The organism is Dactylosporangium darangshiense (genome assembly GCF_039537565.1).
In the GTDB taxonomy this organism is placed as follows: domain Bacteria; phylum Actinomycetota; class Actinomycetes; order Mycobacteriales; family Micromonosporaceae; genus Dactylosporangium; species Dactylosporangium darangshiense.
The window spans coordinates 363,174-377,678 of sequence record NZ_BAABAT010000004.1; the positions used below are offsets into that span (position 1 = coordinate 363,174).

Sequence of the window (14,505 nt, forward strand, 5' to 3'; positions counted from 1 at the left end):
CGATCCCTGGGGCGGCCGCGCGGTTCCCGCGATTCGCGGTCAGTTTGGCAGCACGGTGGCGGACAGGTCTGCCTCCTGCCAGGCGTGCGCGTCCGTGGATACCCTGGCCGGTTCGCCCAGGGACGCGAAGCCGTTGTCGACGGGAGCGATGGCACCGCCCGGGCCCGAGCCGGTCACGAAGCTCTCGCCGCCGTCCTTGCTCTCCAGGAACAGCGTGGCGCCGTCGGCCTGGAACCACAGCAGCAGCGAGCGATCGGGCCGGATGAGGACGCCGAATGGGCGGTTCTCCAGCGTCTTCAGCGACGCCGGGAGCTCGATCGACGTGCGGACCTCGCGCCAGTTCGCGCCGCCGTCGCTCGTGCGGAAGAGCCTGATCTGCCGGGTGTACCGCACGAAGGCCCAGGCATTGTGCCCGTCCTGGCTCACCACGGTCGGCACGTCGATGCCGGCCGGTGCGTCGAGGGTGCGCGCCAGCCAGATCTGGCCCTGGTCGGTGCTCACGGCGACGGCCGGTGCGCCGGTGTGCAGGTCGGCGCCGGTCACCCACCAGCCGGCGGCGGACGGCAGCCCGGACACGACGGTGCGCCTGGCCATGGACGGCTGGCCGATGAGGCTCATCGTGCCGTCGCTCTCGCGGACGCCGAAGAGGTCGCCGTACTGCACCAGCTGCACCGCCCGGTCCGCGGTGCCCAGCGGCAGGTGCTCGCTGGGCCCGATGACCGGCTGCCCGCTGCGCGAGGCCTGCGGGTCGTCGGTGAGCCGGAAGCGCACGTTGGAGCGCGACGCGCCGCTGACCTCGCCGCTGAGCATGAACGTGTCGGGCGCGATGCGGATCAGCTGCACCCCGCTGATCTTGTCCAGCGGGCTGGACCGCAGCGCGTCGAGCACGTAGGGCGTGCGCCGCTCGGCCTTGTCGCCGAACGCGGTGACCTGCAGGCTGCAGCGGCGGGCCTGCGGCGACTCCACGCAGACGTCGACGGCGGCGACCAGGTTGGGCAGGTTGCCGGCGGCGGCGAGCACGGTGATCGTCGACGAGTAGCCGGCGGTGGAGCTCGGCGCGACCGACGGCGACGTGGTGTCGGCGAGGTCCGGGTTGGGGCCCAGGACGTTGGGGGCCGGGCGGCCGAAGATCCCGGCGAGCGCGACCGGCGCGAGGACGGCGAGCGTGCCGACGAGGGCGCCGGCCACCGCCATCCGGTCGCGCAGCCGGACCCGGCCGGCGCGGCGGTAGAGCGCGGTGAAGTCGGGGACCCAGGTGGCCGCCTCGATCTGCGCTCGGAGGGTGCGGAAGTCCAGGTCAGGGCGCATCGCGCACCTCCTGCCCCGGATCGGGGCGCACCTGGACCGGCGTGGTGCGCGCGTGCGTGGGCGGCGGCGGCGCCGGCGTGCTCCGGCGCTGGTCGTCCCCGCCGGCCTCGTCGCTGAGCAGGGTGGCGAGCATGGCGCGGCCGCGGGACAGGCGCGCCTTGACCGTGCCGACGGGCACGCCGAGCGCGTCGGCCACCTCGTGCACGGACATGTCGGCCAGATGGTGCAGCACGATCGTCTCCCGCGTGGCCTGCGACAGTTGCTGCAGGGCGGCGACCAGGGCGACCCGGTTGGGGTCGACGCCGGGCACGCTTTCCACCGGACGGGCGACCCGGCCGCTGCGCACCAGTGTGTCGAACAGGCGGCGGCGGCGCCAGCGGGTGCGTGCAAGGTTCATGGCGACGGTGCGCAGCCACGCCTCAGGGTCGGCGACGTCGAGGAACTGCCGGGGCCGGGCCAGCGCCCGCGCGTAGGCCTCCTGGACGAGGTCCTGCGCCTCGGCATGGTCGCCGGTCAGCGCATACAGGGCGGCGACGAGCCGGCGGTAGTGCGCCTGGTATGCGTCGCGCACGGCCTCACGCGCCTCGAGCTCCTCACCCACACGCCACCTCCCTCACCCGTCACGCTATCCAGACAGACGCCTGTGTGGACCCCACGGTTGCGCCTGACAGAATGGCGGCATGTCGTCTCCCGCCCGGCCCCGGGTGCTTTCCGGGATTCAGCCCACCGCCGACTCGTTCCACTTGGGCAACTATCTGGGTGCCTTGCGCAACTGGGTGGCCATGCAGGAGACGCACGACACCTTTTATTGCGTGGTCGATCTGCACGCGATCACCATGGGTCACGACCCGGTGCTGCTGCGTAAGCGCACCCGGGTGAGCGCCGCCCAGCTGCTCGCCGTCGGGCTCGACCCGGAGCAGTGCACGCTGTTCGTGCAGAGCCACGTGCCCGAGCACGCGCAGCTCGGCTGGGTGATGAACTGCATCACCGGCTTCGGCGAGGCCAGCCGGATGACCCAGTTCAAGGACAAGTCGGCCAAGCAGGGCGCCGACCGCACCAGCGTCGGGCTGTTCACCTACCCGGTCCTGCAGGCGGCGGACATCCTGCTGTACCACGCGGACGCCGTGCCGGTCGGCGAGGACCAGCGCCAGCACCTGGAGCTCACGCGCGACCTGGCGCAGCGCTTCAACACCACGTTCGGCCAGACGTTCACGGTCCCCGCGCCCTTCATCATCAAGGACACGGCCAAGATCACCGACCTGCAGGAGCCGACGGCGAAGATGTCGAAGTCGGCCTCGACCGCGAACGGCCTGGTCGAGCTGCTGGAGGAGCCGGCCCGGATCGCCAAGAAGATCAAGTCCGCGGTCACCGACACCGGCCGCGAGATCGTCTTCGACCAGGCGAACAAGCCCGGCGTGTCCAACCTGCTCACCATCTACGCGGCGCTGACCGGGCGGTCGATCGAGGACCTGGTCGCGGCGTACGACGGGCGTGGGTACGGCGACCTCAAGAAGGACCTCGCCGAGGTCGTGGTCGAGTTCGTCAAGCCGATCCAGCAGCGCACCAACGCCTACCTCGACGACCCGGCGCAGCTGGACAAGCTGCTCGCCGTCGGCGCCGAGAAGGCGCGGGCGGTCGCGGCGCCGACGCTGCGCGCGGTGTACGACCGCATCGGCTTCCTGGCACCCGGCGCTGCCGCGCACTGAGGTGGACAAGACCACCATCGGCGTCGCGATCGACATCCCGCAGCCGTGGGGCGGCGAGTTGACCGCCGCCCGCCTGGCTGCCGGTGACCGGGTCGCGGAGTACGTGCCGGCTCATGTCACTCTGCTCGGCCCGACCGAGGTGAACGCGGCGGACCTGCCCGTCATCGACGCGTACCTGTGCCGGGTCGCACGCGAGCACCCGGCCTTCACCGTGCGGCTGCGCGGCACGGGCACGTTCCGGCCGGTCACCCAGGTGGTGTTCGTGGCGGTGGCGGCCGGCATCAGCGAGTGCGAGCAGCTGCACGAGGCGGTGCTCGCCGCCGAGCCGATCCGGGCGGCGGCCCGCTTCCCGTATCACCCGCACGTGACCGTGGCGCACGACGTGCCGCCGGAGCAGCTCGACGCCGCGTTCGCCGAACTGGCCGGCTACGAGGCGTCGTTCGCGGTCGGGGGATTCACGCTGTTCGAGCACGACGACGGGGGCCGCTGGCGCCCGCATGCGGAGTACCGCCTCACAGCGGACCATTGAGGGGTGGGCACCCTCGACCGGCTCGAGGCCGGCTTTGATCGCGCGGTCGCCGCTGCGCGGCGCCGGTCCCGGATGTTCGACCACGTCTGGCGGGCCCAGCAGCGGTACTTCGACGTCGACGCCGTCCGCCTGGCCGCCGCGACGGCCTACTACGGCTTCTTCGCCGTGTTCGCCATGGTGGTCGTGCTGTTCTTCGTCCTCGGCCAGGTGCTCGGCGGCAACAAGCTCGTGGTCGAGCGGGTGCAGGTCTACCTGCAGGCCAACCTGCCGCAGCTGCACTCCGACGAGATCTTCGCCGGCAGCCAGCAGATCGGCCTGCTCGCCCTCGTCGGCCTGGTCATCGCCGGCGTCGGCTGGGTGGAGAACCTGCGCTCCTCGCAGCGTGCGCTGTGGCGGCTGCAGGAGCACCCGGGCAACGCCATCGTGCGCTGGCTGGTCGACCTCGGGGTGCTCGTCGCGCTCGGCCTGCTGCTGCTGATCTCGATCGGCATCTTCGCCGGGGTGCAGGAGCTGCTGTACTGGCTGGCCGGCGACATGGGGCAGGACCCCGTACGGGTCGCGCTGCGGGCGTCCTCGACCCTGCTCTCCGGCGTGGTCGACGTCTTCCTCGGCGCCGCGCTGCTGCTCGGCGTGCCCCGGCTGCGCATGTCGCTGCGCCGGCTGTGGCCCTCGGCGCTGCTGTTCGCCGTCGGGCTCGGCCTGCTCAAGTCGCTGGGGAAGTGGTACATCACCCGCACCGAGCACAACCCGGCCTACCAGCTGGTCGCGGGCACGATCGGGCTGCTGCTGTACATGTACCTGCTGCACCAGCTCCTGCTGTTCGCCGCCGCGCTCGCCGCCACCAGCCCGCACGGCCGGGTCGTCGACCTCGCCGGCGGCGCGCCGCGCTCCGACGTGCAGGCCGCCCGGCGGGCCGCCGAGCTGGTCGAGCAGGCGGCCGAGACGACCGAGCACGCGGCCGAGATCGCCGCGCACGTCGTGCCGTCCGGCGGTTCGGCGGGTGCGGAGCGCCCCGAACCGTCATGATGGGCGCCGTGGGTGCACTCGTGACTTTGGACCTGCCGGCCGACGCGCCGGCGCTGACCCTGCCGTGGATCATCACCTTCGGCCCGATGAACGAGGAGGAGGAGTGGGAGCCGGTCGTCTGCGGCCCCTACGAGCGGGCGCACGCGCTCGCCCTCGCCGAGGCCGTGGTGGCCGATGAGGAGCTGATGGCGGTCGTGGAGCCGCTGCAGCCGCATGTGACCGTCGCGCAGATCCAGGGCGACATCGCCGCCTCGCGCATGGCGGCCGAGACCGAGGACCTGGAGACGGCGGCGCTGGACGCGGAGCTCGCCGGATACGAACACGATCACGACCACGGCGACGACGACCACGCGCACGAGCCGCCGTCGGTCGACGAGATCCGCGCCGGCTTCGCGCGCATCGCCGCCAAGCTCAGCAGCTGACCTTCCCCATGTCCCGGGCCGGCGCGGCGCGCCCGCGATCGGCCCGGCCTCAACCGCACAAACGCTGCCTCAACCGCACAAAACGGTCATGATGCCGCGAGCGTCGAGAACCCGTCCAGCAGGCGCTGGAGGCCGAACTCGAACAGCTCGTCCTCGGGCTCGGCCTCCATCGCGCTGCCGCGCACCAGGCTCGCCGCCGCCGTGACGAGGTCGGGCAGGGCGGACGGCTCCGCGCCGAGGCCCGCCAGCGCCCGCATGGCCCAGTCGGTGTGCGCGGCCACATGCGGGCACAGCTCGGGCCGCTTGAAGGAGACGATCTCGGCGACCCAGGGGTGGCCGCGGTACATCCGCCACTGCGTCCGGCAGAGCAGCTCCAGCTCGGCGCGCCAGTTACCGGCCGGCGAGGCCGGCGGCGGGTGCTCGGCGAAGATCCCGTCCGCCATGAGCAGCTCCAGGTCGGCCTTGTCCCGCACCCATTTGTAGATCGTGTTGGTGACGTAGCCGGCCCGCTGCGCGACGAGCCGCAGCGACGCGGCCTCGCGCCCGCCCGCGTCCGCCAGCTCGATGCCGGCCCGCACCAGCCGGGAACGGGTCAGCTCGCCCTGCGGCGCCGGTGGCTCCCACCCGGTGGCGATCGCGACGGCGTCCTCGGTGACCCGGAAGCCCCAGCTGCCGCTCACCTTCGTGAGCAGGCCCTCCAGCCGCATGATCTTGAAGGTGCTGTAGGCGATCGCCATCGAGACGTCGAACTCGGCCATGACGTCCTTCGCGGTCGGCATGAACTGGCCGGGCCGCAGTTCGCCGGCGATGATGCGCCGGCGCAGCTCCGCGACCACTTCCGCGGCGAACTGCACCCCGCCACCCCCGTCCACGAGATCAACGCTAGCGAAGCCGGCTGCTCTTGAGGGCCGAAAGGAACCACGCCCACCGGTGCATGGTGGCCGGGATCGGCGGCCAGCCGTTGATCGTGGCCATCAGCTGCCAGTAGCGCTCGGCCCGCGGCTCGATCGAGCGGTCGAGGGCGTCGATGACCTCGTCGCGCAGCCCCGGCGAGTCCTCCCGCCCGGCCGTCTCCGCCCAGCGGGCCATCACCTCGTCGACGACCGTCGCCGGATCGGCCTCGCCGCGGTCCTGCGCCTCGCCGACCAGGTCGACGAACCACTTGATCTCCGGCATCTCAGTCGGCACGACCCGCTTGACGCCCGGCGCGAAGCTGCGCCGGCCCATGTCGCGCAGCCGCTCGCGGAAGTCCTCCTGGCGCAGCATCTCGGCCAGCTCGATCCAGGCGTCGACCTGCTCGTCCGTCGGCTCGTCCGGCAGGTCGGCCGACACGCTGCGCATCCCGGCCTGGAAGCTTCGGGCCTCGTCGCTGTCGGTGACGCCGGTGAAGATGCTGTCGAAGAACTCGCCGACGATGCGCCGCCGCTCGTCCGCGCTCGCCTGCGCGATCTTCGTCAGCCGCTCCAGGTCGGCGGGCGTGGTCTCGCGGCCGGCGACCGCGCGCAGGGCCGCCCGGCGCAGCCGCAGCACCCGGATCTGCGCGCCCAGCGCCTCGGCGTGCGCGGCCGCCACCGCGCGCAGGTCCGTGCCGCGCTCGAGCACCTGGCGGATCGTGGCGAGGTCGAAGCCCAGCTCGCGCAGCGTGCGGACGAACTCCAGCCGGACGATCGAGGCGTGGTCGTAGCGGCGGTAGCCGGACCGCGACCGCTCGGCCTCCGGCACCAGGCCGACGTCCGAGTAGTACCGGATCGTCTTGACCGGCAGCCCGGTGAGGCGCGACAGCTCGCCGATGTTCATGCACCCGATCCTGGACCCTCCAGCGGCTGGAGAGTCAACCGAGCGCTACCTTGCGCGGGTGGAACCTTTGCGGCTCACCCTCCTGTTCCTCCATCTGATCGGCTTCGCGATGCTGCTGGGCGGCTCGATCGCGCAGTACCTCACCGGGAAGCTGCGGATCAACCAGGCCATGCTCTGGGGCGCCATCGTCCAGGTGGTCACCGGCCTGGGGCTCGCCGCCCCGCTGCGTGGCGGCGGCGAGCACGAACCGCCCACCGCGAAGCTCGCCGTGAAGCTCGTGATCGGGCTCATGATCTTCGCCATGGCCTTTTTCTCGCGCAAGCGCGACGAGGTCAACCGCGGTCATTTCCTGGCATTGGTCGGGTTAACGATCGCTAACGCCGCGGTTGCCGTGTTTTGGCGGTAACTGGGGTGTTACAAGATCGATCCCACGAGGCGAGAGGGACCCACGACTGGTCACGGCCCTATAACGCACTCCTCCCAACCGTGCAGCGAAGGCGGGAACTGCACCACCGAGGGCGTACGCTCCCGCGGTGGGTTCACCGCGTTGGGGCGGTGCATTGGGAAGGGAGACCGTCTTGCGCCGAGTGCGTGGGATGAAGGTTCTCGCGGCCGCCGCGGTGGCGTTTGTCGCGTTGGGTACGGTCGCCGCTTGCGGTGACGACAAGGGCAGCACGGGCAGTGACAACGGCAGTGCGGCGCCCGCCAAGAAGAACGTCAAGGTCGGCCTCGCCTTCGACATCGGCGGCCGGGGAGACAAGTCCTTCAACGACTCCGCCGCCGCGGGCCTGGACAAGGTCAAGAGCGACCTCAACCTCGAGGTCAAGGACCTGGCCGCGGTCGCCGGCGAGAGCGAGAACGACAAGTACTCGCGGCTGAAGCTGCTGTGCACCAGCGGCTACAACCCGGTCATCGCCGTCGGCTTCGTCTACGACGGCGCCGACGCCAAGAACGGCCCGCTCGCGCGCGCCGCCAAGGACTGCCCGAACACCAAGTTCGCGATCGTCGACGGCGGCACCACGGCCGACAACGTGGCCGACCTGACCTTCGCCGAGGAGCAGGGCTCCTACCTGGTCGGCGTCGCGGCCGCCCTCAAGTCGAAGAAGGGCACCGTCGGCTTCATCGGCGGCTGCCAGGTCGACCTGATCAAGAAGTTCGAGGCCGGCTTCACCGCGGGCGCCAAGGCCACCAAGGCCGACATCAAGGTGCTGACCAACTACCTGTCGACCCCGGCCGAGGCCTGCAAGGGCTTCAACGACCCGGCCGGCGGTAAGACGGCGGCCAGCGGCATGTACGACCAGGGCGCGGACATCGTCTACGCGGCGGCCGGCGGCTCCGGCACCGGCGTCTTCGAGGCCGCGAAGGACAAGAAGGCCCTGGCCATCGGCGTCGACTCGGACCAGTACAACACCGTTACCGACGCGTCGCTCAAGCCGGTCATCATGACCTCGATGCTCAAGCGCGTCGACAACGCGGTGTTCAACTTCGTCAAGGACTTCGCCGCGGGCAACTTCAAGGCCGGCGCCACCATCTTCGACCTCAAGGTCGACGGCGTGGGCTACGCCACCTCCGGTGGCCAGGTCGACGACATCAAGGACAAGCTCGACGCGGCCAAGGCCGACATCGTGTCGGGTAAGGTCACCGTACCTACCAAGTAAGTATCGGATGACTTCAGGCGGGGGGATCGCGAACCGGTCCCCCCGCCATCATCTGTTAGAGGAGCCTGGATGACCGCGGATCCGCCCGCCGTCGAACTGAAGGGGATCACCAAGAGGTTCCCCGGCGTCGTGGCCAACTCCGACGTCAACCTCACCGTCCGCAAGGGCACGATCCACGCGATCGTCGGTGAGAACGGCGCCGGCAAGTCGACCCTGATGAAGATCCTGTACGGCATGCAGCCCCCGGACGAGGGCGAGATCGTCATCGACGGGCGGCCCGTGCGCTTCTCCTCGCCGCAGGGCGCGATCGAGGTCGGCATCGGCATGGTGCACCAGCACTTCATGCTCGCCGACAACTTCACGGTCACCGAGAACGTGGTGCTCGGCGCCGAGAAGCTGCACGGCATCGGTGCCGGGGCAAAAGCCAAGATCCAAGAGATTTCGCAGCGGTACGGCCTGGGCGTGCGCCCCGACGAGCTGGTGGAGAACCTCGGCGTCGGCGACCGCCAGCGCGTGGAGATCCTCAAGGTGCTTTACCGCGGCGCCCGGATCCTCATCCTGGACGAGCCGACCGCGGTGCTCGTGCCGCAGGAGGTCGACGAGCTCTTCGGCAACCTGCGCGAGCTCATCCGCGAGGGCCTGACCGTCCTGTTCATCTCGCACAAGCTCGACGAGGTGCGCGGGGTGGCCGACGACATCACGGTCATCCGCCGCGGCACCACCGTCGCCTCGGTCAAGCCGTCCGACGTGACCGCCCGCCAGCTGGCCACGCTCATGGTCGGCAGCGAGCTGCCCAGCCCGGAGGCGCGCGAGTCGACCGTCACCGACGAGCCCGCCCTGGTCGTGTCGGGGCTGACGGTCCTCGGCGCGGAGGGCCGCCCGGTCGTGGACAACGCGACCTTCACCATCCACCGCGGCGAGGTCGTCGGCATCGCCGGCGTCGAGGGCAACGGCCAGGCCGAGCTCGCCGAGGCCATCCTCGGCGTGCGCCCGGCGACCGGCACGATCCTGCTCGGCGGCGAGGACGTCTCCGCCTGGTCGACCCGCCGCCGCCGCGAGGCCGGCATCGGCTACGTGCCGGAGGACCGCCACCGCCAGGGCCTGCTGCTGGACGCGCCGCTGTGGGAGAACCGGATCCTCGGGCACCAGACCGAGCGGCCCAACGCCCGCGGCTTCCTCATCGACGTCGGCGGGGCCCGCCGCGACACCCAGCGCATCGTCGAGCAGTACGACGTGCGCACACCCAGCATCGACGTGGCCGCGGTGGCGCTGTCCGGCGGCAACCAGCAGAAGCTGATCGTCGGGCGCGAGATGAGCCACGAGCCCAAGGTGCTCATCGCCGCGCACCCGACCCGCGGCGTCGACGTCGGCGCGCAGGCCGCCATCTGGGATCACATCCGCAACGCCCGCATCGCCGGCATGGGCGTGCTGCTGATCTCGGCCGACCTCGACGAGCTCATCGGCCTGTCCGACTCCCTCAAGGTGATCTACGGCGGCCGATTGGTCGCCGAGGCCGACCCGGCGACGGTCACGCCCGAGCAGCTCGGCGTCGCCATGACCGGCGCCTCCATCGATGACTCGACCGAGGAGGCGACCGAGTGACTTCGGCCACCACCACCGCACCGCCGCCGTTCTGGCGGCGCATCGACCCGGCCAAGCTGGTGCCGCAGCTCGTGGCGCCCGTCGCCGCGCTGCTGCTGGCCGCCGCGATCTCCTCCGTCGCGCTGCTCATCAGCGACAAGGACCCGGTGCAGGCCTTCACCGACATGTACCACTTCGGCATCACGCCGGACTCGCAGGTGGAGATCCTGAACAAGGCGAGCGAGTACTACATCGCCGCCGTCGCGGTCGCCATCGGCTTCAAGATGGGCCTGTTCAACATCGGCGTCGAGGGCCAGTCCAAGATCGGCGCGTTCATGGCCGGCGCGCTGGCCAGCGCCTCGTTCATGAGCTGGATGCCCGGCCCGCTGCGCATCGCGCTCATCATCGTGGTGGCGATGCTCGTCGGCGCGGCCTGGGCCTCGATCGCGGCGCTGCTCAAGACCCAGCGCGGGGTCAGCGAGGTGATCTCCACGCTGATGCTCAACTCCATCGGCGCGCTGGTCGTGACCTGGCTGCTCAACGACCATTGGGGCGTGCAGGAGCCGGGCGCGCAGATCAAGACCACCGGCATCCTGCCGGCGAACTCCTGGATGCCCGGCCTGCCGATCATCTCCGGCACCGACCAGAAGGTCCTGGGCTTCCTGGTCATCTCGGTCGTCCTGGGCATCGCGTACTGGTTCACGATCAACCGCACCCGCTTCGGCTTCGACCTGCGGGCCACCGGCTACAACCCGTTCGCGGCCAGTGCCAGCGGCGTCAACGCCAAAAAGATGATCATCACCGCGATGGTCATCTCGGGCGCGATCGCCGGCCTGGTCAACCTGCCCCGGATGCTCGGTGAGAGCCATACGTACACCGAGGGCTTCGGCGGCATCGGCTTCACCGGCATCGCCGTGGCGCTGCTGGGCCGCAACCACCCGGTCGGCATGGCGCTCGGCGCGATCCTCTGGGGCTTCCTGGCCCGCTCCCAGCTGATCCTCGACCTCGACGGCATCCCGAAGGAGATCGTCCTGATCATGCAGGGCGTCGCCGTGCTGTCCGTGGTCATCGCCTACGAGCTGGCCACGCGCATCGGCCGCCGCGCGCAGCAGCAACGCGTCGGCGCGGCCACTGCGGCACCGGCCACCGCGGCACCGCTGGCCACGGCCACTGAGGAGTCCAAGTGAGCACCGACGCCATGCTCTCGACCGCCGCGTCGGGCACGCCCGAGGCGCCCAAACGGCGCCGCCTGGGCACCGCGCGGATCCTGCTGATCATCTCGGGCGTGCTCATCGGCCTGTCGCTGGTGCACCTGCTCACCGGCGCCGACGACGTCACCTCGCAGGGTGCCATCCAGGCCGCGTTGCAGGCGGCCATCCCGCTGGGCCTCGCCGGCCTCGGCGGGCTGTGGGCCGAGCGGGCCGGCGTGGTCAACATCGGCCTCGAGGGGCAGATGATCCTGGGCACCTGGTTCGGCGCCTGGGGCAGCATCGAGTACGGCCCGTGGGCCGGCCTCGCGCTGGGCATCCTCGGCGGCGCGCTCGGCGGGCTCATCCACGCCCTGGCCACCGTGACCTTCGGCGTCGACCACATCATCTCCGGCGTGGCGATGACGATCCTGGCGCCCGGCGTCGCGCGGTACCTCTCCTTCCTGGCGTGGAACGGCACACCCGGCGCCGGGCCGACCCAGTCGCCGACCGTCAAGCCGCTGCCGCGGGTCTCCGTGCCGGGCGTGGACAGCCTGGCCTCCCTGGAGAAGCACCACTGGTTCCTGATCAGCGACCTGGCCGGCATCCTGCGCGGCCTGCTGGTCGACGTGTCGGTGGTGACGATCCTGGCGGTGCTGCTGATCCCGCTGACCTGGCTGCTGCTGTGGCGCACCTCGTTCGGCCTGCGCGTGCGCTCGGTCGGCGAGGACCCGCAGGCGGCGGAGAGCCTCGGCATCAACGTGTACCGGTACAAGTACTACGGCGTCGTGATCTCCGGCGCGATGGCCGGCCTCGGCGGCGTGTTCCTGTCGACGGTCAGCTCGGTGATCTACCGGGAGGGCCAGACCGGCGGCCGCGGCTACATCGGCCTCGCCGCGATGATCTTCGGCAACTGGCGCCCGGGCGGCCTGGCACTGGGCGCCTCGCTGTTCGGCTACACCGACGCCCTGCAGCTGCGCCGCGGCTCCGAGTCGGTGCACGCGCTGCTCATCCTGGTCGGCGCGCTGTTGCTGGCCCTGGCGGTGTGGGAGACGATCCGGCGCAACCGCGTGGTCGCGATCGCCTCGGCGGTGCTGGGCGTCCTGTCGTACGTCATCTTCTTCGCCGTCGACAAGATCCCCACGGCGCTGGTGCAGGCCGCGCCGTACATCACGGTGCTGGTGGTGCTCGCCCTGGCCGCGCAGCGCCTGCGCCCGCCCGCGGCCGACGGCAAGCCCTATCGCCGCGGAGGGTGAGAGGGCTGAGAGGGCAGACTGGAACGGTGAACATCGAATGGGCCGCGCTGCGAAGCGCGGCCATCACCGCTATGGAACGGGCCTACGCCCCCTACTCGAAGTTCCCGGTCGGCGCGGCGGCGCTCGTCGACGACGGCCGGGTCGTGGTCGGCTGCAACGTCGAGAACGCCTCCTACGGCCTCGGCCTGTGCGCCGAGTGCGGCCTGGTTTCCAACCTGCAGGTCACCGGCGGGGGCCGGCTGGTGGCGCTGGCCTGCGTGGACGCCGACGGCCGCCCGCTCATGCCGTGCGGGCGCTGCCGGCAGCTGCTGTGGGAGCACGGCGGCGCGGCGCTGCTCATCGACCACGCAAGCGGCCCGGTGCCGATGTCGGCGCTGCTGCCGCACGCCTTCGACGAGGGCGACCTCGACCGCATCGCCGCCGAGCGCGGCGAGCGGGACCGCCGCCCCGCCGTCCCGGCCGCGCTCGCGCTCAAGGTCGGCAGCGGCACGGTGTTCGTGCACCCGGACATCGCCGACGGCCGGCAGGTCTGGACGTCGTACTGGGAGCGCTCGTCCGGCACCGGCGACGACGAGCCGGCGGGCATCCTGGAGGAGGGACCCACCTTCGCCACCACCGCCGAGGCGGTCGAATGGGGCCGCATCCGCACACCGCGGGTCGTGGTCGTCGACGCGCAAGGCACCGCGAGCTGGGCCGGGGACACCCCCCGCCCGGCCGGCATCGAACGAGACTGGAGCACCCGATGAGCTTCGCGGCCGTGGACGTCATCCGGGCCAAGCGCGACAGGGGCGTGCTGAGCGACGAGCAGATCGACTGGGTCGTCGCCGCGTACACCCGCGGCGAGGTCGCCGACGAGCAGATGTCGGCGCTGGCGATGGCGATCCTGCTCAACGGCATGACGCCGGGTGAGATCGCTCGCTGGACCGCGGCGATGATCGCCTCGGGGGAGCGGCTGGACCTGTCCAAGGTCGGGCGCCCGACGGTCGACAAGCACTCGACCGGCGGCGTCGGCGACAAGATCACGCTGCCGCTGACGCCGCTCGTGGCCGCGTGCGGTGCCGCCGTACCGCAGCTGTCCGGCCGCGGCCTCGGCCACACCGGCGGCACGCTGGACAAGCTGGAGGCGGTGCGCGGCTTCGGCACGCACCTGTCCAACGAGGAGTTCGTCGAGCAGCTGCGCACCGTCGGCGCGGCCATCTGCGCCGCCGGCGAGGGCCTGGCGCCGGCCGACCGCAAGCTCTACGCCCTGCGCGACGTCACCGGCACCGTCGAGGCCATCCCGCTGATCGCCAGCTCCATCATGAGCAAGAAGATCGCCGAGGGCACCTCCGCGCTCGTGCTCGACGTCAAGTTCGGCTCCGGCGCCTTCATGCGCCAGGTCGCCGACGCCCGCGAGCTGGCCCGCACCATGGTCGAGCTCGGCAAGGCGCACGGCGTCACCACGGTCGCCCTGCTCACCGACATGGAGGTCCCGCTGGGCCGGGCCGTCGGGCACTCGATCGAGGTCGAGGAGTCCCTGGAGGTCCTCGCCGGCGGCGGGCCGCAGGACGTCGTCGCGCTCACCCTCGCCCTGGCCCGGGAGATGCTCGACGCCGTCGGCCTCGGCGACGCCGACCCGCAGGACGCGATCGCCGACGGCCGGGCCATGGACTCCTGGCGGGCGCTGGTGCGCGCGCAGGGGGGCGACCCGGACGCGCCCCTGCCCGTCGCCAACGAGGCCGAGACGATCGTCGCGGACGCGGACGGCTTCGTGGCCTCCATGGACGCCTACGCCGTCGGCGTGGCCGCCTGGCGCCTCGGCGCTGGCCGCGCGCGCAAGGAGGACCCGGTGAGCGCCTCGGCCGGCATCATGCTGCGCCGCAAGCCGGGCGAGGCGGTCAAGGCCGGCGACGTGCTCATGGAGCTGCGCGCCGAGGACGCCGCGAAGCTGCCCGCCGCCCTGGAGGTGGCCCGCGGCGCGGTCACCGTCGCCGAGACGCCGCCGCCCAAGCGGCCCTTGATCCTCGACCGGATCTCCTGATGTACGGCCACTGAA

15 protein-coding genes are annotated in these 14,505 nt (G+C 71.6%); 11 read left to right on the forward strand and 4 right to left on the reverse strand.

Annotation, left to right across the window (positions count from 1 at the left end; all coding sequences use genetic code 11):
• Positions 1–39: 39 nt before the first annotated feature.
• Positions 40–1,308, reverse strand: a complete 1,269-nt coding sequence (locus ABD901_RS11555) for a beta propeller repeat protein (RefSeq protein WP_345124275.1) — start codon at positions 1,306–1,308, stop codon at positions 40–42.
• Positions 1,298–1,909 carry an RNA polymerase sigma factor gene (locus tag ABD901_RS11560; protein WP_345124277.1) on the reverse strand — a complete coding sequence of 204 codons (612 nt, stop codon included), beginning with the start codon at positions 1,907–1,909 and terminating at the stop codon, positions 1,298–1,300. The genes ABD901_RS11555 and ABD901_RS11560 overlap by 11 nt, the downstream gene beginning before the upstream one ends.
• Positions 1,910–1,988: 79 nt before the next feature.
• Between ABD901_RS11560 and trpS the strand changes: the two genes are divergently transcribed.
• From trpS to ABD901_RS11580, 4 genes are read left to right on the forward strand one after another with little or no spacing between them, the layout of a single operon-like run.
• Positions 1,989–3,014 carry a tryptophan--tRNA ligase gene (gene trpS, locus ABD901_RS11565; RefSeq protein ID WP_345124279.1) on the forward strand — a complete coding sequence of 342 codons (1,026 nt, stop codon included), beginning with the start codon at positions 1,989–1,991 and terminating at the stop codon, positions 3,012–3,014.
• Position 3,015: 1 nt separating this feature from the next.
• Positions 3,016–3,543 (forward strand): 2'-5' RNA ligase family protein, encoded by a 528-nt coding sequence (locus ABD901_RS11570; RefSeq protein WP_345124281.1) that lies wholly within the window; start codon positions 3,016–3,018, stop codon positions 3,541–3,543.
• A 3-nt stretch (positions 3,544–3,546) separates the two neighbouring features.
• Positions 3,547–4,569 carry a YihY/virulence factor BrkB family protein gene (locus tag ABD901_RS11575; RefSeq protein ID WP_345124283.1) on the forward strand — a complete coding sequence of 341 codons (1,023 nt, stop codon included), beginning with the start codon at positions 3,547–3,549 and terminating at the stop codon, positions 4,567–4,569.
• An 8-nt stretch (positions 4,570–4,577) separates the two neighbouring features.
• Entirely contained in the window at positions 4,578–4,991 is a 414-nt protein-coding gene (locus ABD901_RS11580) for a hypothetical protein (RefSeq protein ID WP_345124286.1), read from the forward strand.
• An 86-nt stretch (positions 4,992–5,077) separates the two neighbouring features.
• On the opposite strand, the gene ABD901_RS11585 is transcribed toward ABD901_RS11580, so the two are convergent.
• Both ABD901_RS11585 and ABD901_RS11590 read right to left on the reverse strand, forming a co-directional pair.
• Positions 5,078–5,863 (reverse strand): GntR family transcriptional regulator, encoded by a 786-nt coding sequence (locus ABD901_RS11585; RefSeq protein ID WP_345124288.1) that lies wholly within the window; start codon positions 5,861–5,863, stop codon positions 5,078–5,080.
• Between the two features lie 10 nt (positions 5,864–5,873).
• Positions 5,874–6,788: a MerR family transcriptional regulator gene (locus ABD901_RS11590; RefSeq protein ID WP_345124290.1), complete on the reverse strand. Its 915-nt coding sequence runs from the start codon at positions 6,786–6,788 to the stop codon at positions 5,874–5,876.
• A 58-nt stretch (positions 6,789–6,846) separates the two neighbouring features.
• Between ABD901_RS11590 and ABD901_RS11595 the strand changes: the two genes are divergently transcribed.
• The 7 genes from ABD901_RS11595 (at position 6,847) to ABD901_RS11625 (ending at position 14,490) form a co-directional block, all read left to right on the forward strand.
• Entirely contained in the window at positions 6,847–7,194 is a 348-nt protein-coding gene (locus ABD901_RS11595) for a hypothetical protein (RefSeq protein ID WP_345124292.1), read from the forward strand.
• Between the two features lie 190 nt (positions 7,195–7,384).
• Complete coding sequence (locus tag ABD901_RS11600) at positions 7,385–8,446, forward strand: BMP family lipoprotein (protein ID WP_345124294.1); 1,062 nt, start codon at positions 7,385–7,387, stop codon at positions 8,444–8,446.
• A gap of 69 nt (positions 8,447–8,515) precedes the next feature.
• A complete protein-coding gene (locus ABD901_RS11605) occupies positions 8,516–10,048 on the forward strand; it encodes an ABC transporter ATP-binding protein (RefSeq protein WP_345124297.1) in 1,533 nt (510 codons plus the stop codon).
• Complete coding sequence (locus ABD901_RS11610) at positions 10,045–11,214, forward strand: ABC transporter permease (RefSeq protein WP_345124299.1); 1,170 nt, start codon at positions 10,045–10,047, stop codon at positions 11,212–11,214. The genes ABD901_RS11605 and ABD901_RS11610 overlap by 4 nt, the downstream gene beginning before the upstream one ends.
• Entirely contained in the window at positions 11,211–12,470 is a 1,260-nt protein-coding gene (locus ABD901_RS11615; RefSeq protein WP_345124302.1) for an ABC transporter permease, read from the forward strand. Before ABD901_RS11610 ends, ABD901_RS11615 begins: the two co-directional genes overlap by 4 nt.
• A gap of 26 nt (positions 12,471–12,496) precedes the next feature.
• Positions 12,497–13,216 (forward strand): cytidine deaminase, encoded by a 720-nt coding sequence (locus ABD901_RS11620; RefSeq protein WP_345124304.1) that lies wholly within the window; start codon positions 12,497–12,499, stop codon positions 13,214–13,216.
• Positions 13,213–14,490, forward strand: a complete 1,278-nt coding sequence (locus ABD901_RS11625) for a thymidine phosphorylase (protein WP_345124307.1) — start codon at positions 13,213–13,215, stop codon at positions 14,488–14,490. Before ABD901_RS11620 ends, ABD901_RS11625 begins: the two co-directional genes overlap by 4 nt.
• The last annotated feature ends 15 nt before the right edge of the window (positions 14,491–14,505 follow it).

What these genes read in the sequence shown, in the direction of transcription:
- ABD901_RS11590 (WP_345124290.1), bottom strand. Translation starts at nt 6,788, where the DNA reads ATGAACATCGGCGAGCTGTCGCGCCTCACCGGGCTGCCGGTCAAGACG.
- ABD901_RS11555 (WP_345124275.1), bottom strand. Translation starts at nt 1,308, where the DNA reads ATGCGCCCTGACCTGGACTTCCGCACCCTCCGAGCGCAGATCGAGGCG.
- ABD901_RS11625 (WP_345124307.1), top strand. Translation starts at nt 13,213, where the DNA reads ATGAGCTTCGCGGCCGTGGACGTCATCCGGGCCAAGCGCGACAGGGGC.
- trpS (WP_345124279.1), top strand. Translation starts at nt 1,989, where the DNA reads ATGTCGTCTCCCGCCCGGCCCCGGGTGCTTTCCGGGATTCAGCCCACC.
- ABD901_RS11600 (WP_345124294.1), top strand. Translation starts at nt 7,385, where the DNA reads ATGAAGGTTCTCGCGGCCGCCGCGGTGGCGTTTGTCGCGTTGGGTACG.
- ABD901_RS11605 (WP_345124297.1), top strand. Translation starts at nt 8,516, where the DNA reads ATGACCGCGGATCCGCCCGCCGTCGAACTGAAGGGGATCACCAAGAGG.